This window comes from Pontibacter sp. HSC-14F20 (assembly GCF_019599265.1).
In the GTDB taxonomy this organism is placed as follows: domain Bacteria; phylum Bacteroidota; class Bacteroidia; order Cytophagales; family Hymenobacteraceae; genus Pontibacter.
Genome location: NZ_JAHZTC010000038.1, coordinates 1 through 4,043, shown reverse-complemented (window position 1 = coordinate 4,043; position 4,043 = coordinate 1). Strand labels below are relative to the sequence as shown.

The 4,043-nt window shown below is 33.7% G+C and carries 2 protein-coding genes; both read right to left on the bottom strand.

The features are described 5' to 3' along the window. Positions 1-797: 797 nt before the first annotated feature. On the bottom strand, positions 798-2,093 hold the full coding sequence (locus K3G39_RS20345; protein ID WP_220628014.1) for a hypothetical protein: 1,296 nt from the start codon (positions 2,091-2,093) through the stop codon (positions 798-800). A 144-nt stretch (positions 2,094-2,237) separates the two neighbouring features. Then, positions 2,238-3,734 carry a phage integrase SAM-like domain-containing protein gene (locus tag K3G39_RS20340; RefSeq protein WP_220628013.1) on the bottom strand — a complete coding sequence of 499 codons (1,497 nt, stop codon included), beginning with the start codon at positions 3,732-3,734 and terminating at the stop codon, positions 2,238-2,240. Between the last annotated feature and the right edge of the window lie 309 nt (positions 3,735-4,043).

Genomic DNA, 4,043 nt, shown 5'->3' with positions numbered 1-4,043 from the left:
TAGTACAGGCAGTCTGGATAAGGGTAGGCTCTTTTTTTTCATCTTTATGTAAGGAATAAGTTTGAATCAAAAGGTAACGCTTATCCGCTGCTTTTTAAAACCAGCTACCGAAGGTTTAGTGCAACAACACCTACCCAAAAGTGTCGGCTTAGTGGTTAAATCAAGCATTGTGCTTCTACCAAAGTTTCTACTTGGTTTACAGTGAAGAGCTTCGAAATCGCCACCTGCGGGTAGCGGCAACGCGTTAAAAGCGCCAAACAAACAATAAGAATGCTAAAGGCACTGCTATTCCTTTCTCTTGCTGCTGGTGTAGGGTACTTCCTGTTCTACCCGTTTCTAAAGAATGTTGTCAACAGGAAGCTTCTCATGAAGTGGTTCTTTATTGCTTATGCCATCGCCATACTTATCTCTACGATAAACACTTATTTCCTGTAGGGTAACAAGGGGAGCAGCAGGAATATTGATGATATTGTTGGTAATGCTGGTATTGATTCACAACCTCACATGATAATAATTGACAACAAATTTTCGCTCAACTTACTACCCTTCGATATCACACATCTAATATATAAGCAATACTACCACTACCTTTTCTGCTGAAGTAGATGTTATATTGCTTGTCCTATACCCAGAAGAGATAATTGTAGCGTAAGTAATACTGATAGCGCCTTAAGATAATTTGTTGGACGAGTTTAATGTAGCCACTGCGGCTGACATTGATATAAAGCAGGTAATGGATGTGTGGGAAGCTTATTGCCTTATTCTATTAAGAAATCAAACACGTTTAGATATACTACTTATTGATTAGGTGAGTTAAGGGTTGGTGTATAGGTTGTACCAAACTTTCTGTTAATACTTTTGTCATGTTTTTTCAAATAAGTTTCTATTTCAATAGGGTTGATAGAAACTAAAGCTATGTGGTTTAAGTCTCCTCTTGCTCCTTTAAAGGTTTCTCTTAATTTTACTATATTTTGTTCTGTATTACCGTCCTTACAATTTGTAAATTGGTAGTCTATTAGAGCATTTTCTAAAATTTTATTTGCTGTAAGTAGAAGCTTTGCGTCCTTTTCCATTTCAATTTGCTCATTTTCACCTATGGTCTGTTTAAGACCTAACGTTAGGGAAGATGAAATTGATAGTACTGCAGCACCTTTATGTTGAGCATCGTTAGGTAACAACGCAAGAGTTCCGCCTGCTGCTCCTAAAGTGATTGCAGCGTAGTCAAACTTCTGCTTTTTTGCCTTGGCTTTCTTTATTTCTTCATTGCGTTCAATGAATGTCGAAATAACTGTATTTCTAAAATTGTTAATAGAAGTCACGAGAGCATTGTATTCAGTAGTTACTCCTTCGCAATCAACAGTATTTATTACAGTTACTAATACTTCTCTTTCTGTTCTTTGTCTTAATTGATTCGTAGCAACAAATTTTAATGTAAAATCTTTTTTACCACCTTCACCCTCAGATACAAAAGAAAAGTCTGGAATCCATTCGAATTCTTCTCCACATTTACTGATATCTTTTTTTATAACCCCATTGGGGGGAGGAGTCGTGTTTGAAAGTGTAATGGGTGATGTGGGATTTATACAATCTACTCGAATTTTGAGTGCTGTACCTTCATGCACTGTATAGTGATTCTGAACTATATTGATTACAGGCATTTCTGGCTCAGTCCTGTAAAATTTTACTTTAAAACTATCTGAAACTTTTTCTGCTGGATTATTAGCGTTACTCGCTGTAAATTTAATTTCATACTCATCTACAAGATTTATATGCCTTAGAAGAATGTTATTTTCAGTTGGTTTGCATCTAATAGTACCATCTTGTTCGATACTAAAGCACTGGGGTACGTTACCGTCAAATACCCAATTAATTTTATTGTTACCAGTATTTATTAATTTTACTTTATGCTCATAATTTTCTCCTACCACCAGGTTTAGAAACCCAGGATTATTTGCAATTGTTAAAGGTACCTCTGCGGTAGTTAAATTACTGACAACCGATGATGATTCCTGGATTATATTTTGTGCATTTGCACTTAATACAGCTGACAGAGTAATGACTGCTAAAACTATTGTTGTAAATAATGATTTCATAAGGCAGATTTGTGTCTTTATGGTTATTTACGTATAATTTTATATTAAGTAATAAAAAATATAAAAAAATGTTTAAATATGAATAGAATTTTTAAATATTTAATGTTTTACTAATTATAAATATAACTTTAGTTATTGATTGCCTTAAATACTTGTAGAATCTTCGTTCTTCATTGCTGCCAACATTTTAATTTGTGATAGCTTTTTGATAATTACTTTTGAGGTTGTAGCGATATCTTTCTTTTTATAGCCTTGTAATACTGAACTGTCCTTACTCCCGAGTATATTTAATATAATCTGGTCTTCTGAACCTTGCAGTTTCCAGTAATTGATGAAGCGTCTGCGATTACAGTGTGATGAAAAGAGATTATGTTTATAATCAGTCAGTATTTCTTTTTTATCAAATCTCTCTTTGGTAAAGGTTAAAGGTGTTTGATATAAGTTGTATTGCTTGAAGAATTCAGCTAATAATTGTTTAATCTCTCTATTATAAACTCCTTCGACCATATGATTCATTTTGTAATCATATCTTTCTAAAATTTCTTCAATGCGGCTGTCTAAGAAGAATGGAATAACAAAGTTTCCATCATTCTTTTCAGTTATACCTGTAAGGACTTTTTCACCATCTATATCTTTCAAAACCCATTCAGAAGCATATATATCTCCGTACCTTAAACCAGTGCAAGATTGGAATACTGTGATGTCAATTAATCTTTGCTTAGCTTCTGAAACATCATTTCTGTATTCATCATAAAGTAAATCCAACTCATTATCTTCAAGAAATATGATAGTATCCTTAGATTTTCTGAAAACTGGGTAATCTTCATAAATCAAGTTTACATTTTTAACTTTTTTGATTCTTCTACACCAAGACACAAACTGGATTAACTTTTTGACTTGACCACCAAAGGTGTTGTTAACGATATTAACCTTGCCTTTCATTCTATTGAACATAAGGTAGTTACCATACTTATTATAGAAATCAAAATCTAATTGAGAGAATAGGAGGGGGGTATTAGTTTGTTGACTAAACTCTAATAAGTTTGATATCCAAGATTTATACTGCCTATGGATAGGTCTGTTAACATACATTTTAGCAAATTCTAAAAGCAGCTTTTTAAAGAGTTCTTCTTCTTCATTAAGTTCACTTATAACTCCCTCAGCTTTATATTGCTCTAATTCCTTATCGATTTCTGTTAGACTTTTGGTGAGTGACCGTTTCTTCTCGACAGCTTCTTCAGCACTAAACAGAGTATGTAATTTTTTAGCTTTTACAATAGTTTCTTCACGCTTATCAACTGCTGCCTGCCTTTCTTCCTCAGCTTTAATTTCTTTAAGTCTTTCAACATACAGTACTTTAACTGTTTGGAATGATTTATCGGAAGACGCTGTAGCTACATCTTCAAGTACCTGTGAATGGGTTCTAATAAGATTATTCAGAGCATTATAGTTTGATTTGGTCTTTTTCATCAAACTTGAGTCTGTGTCAAAATCACTTTTTTCAACATAAATGACTTTGCCATCGGACGTTTTTAGCGTAATATTGTATGGCACACCACCTATCGTATATCTTATTGATAAGGGGTGCAAACCAATTTTATTTTTCTTAGCTGTTAGTGAACCTTTGACTGTAAAACTCATTATTGGCTATGTATCTAAATTACAACTATATAAAAGGATTCAAATATAGGTTATTTGTCACTAAAAGCCATGTTTTTTTCACTAACATTGGTTTAAAATGTGCCTTTGATGGTTATTTAAAGAGGTTTTGAGTTTGGTGTGAATCCCAGCGGGATCACAAATAAAAAGCTCCATCTTAACAGGAGGGCACTGAAAAAGTCTCCGTGAAAACTGGAGAATTAAAGGAGCAGGAATTAAGTTTTCTGCTCCTTTTTTCGTATCTCCTGGTGGAATCAGAGAGCATTCAGATGGTAGCGCAACAGCAACAAA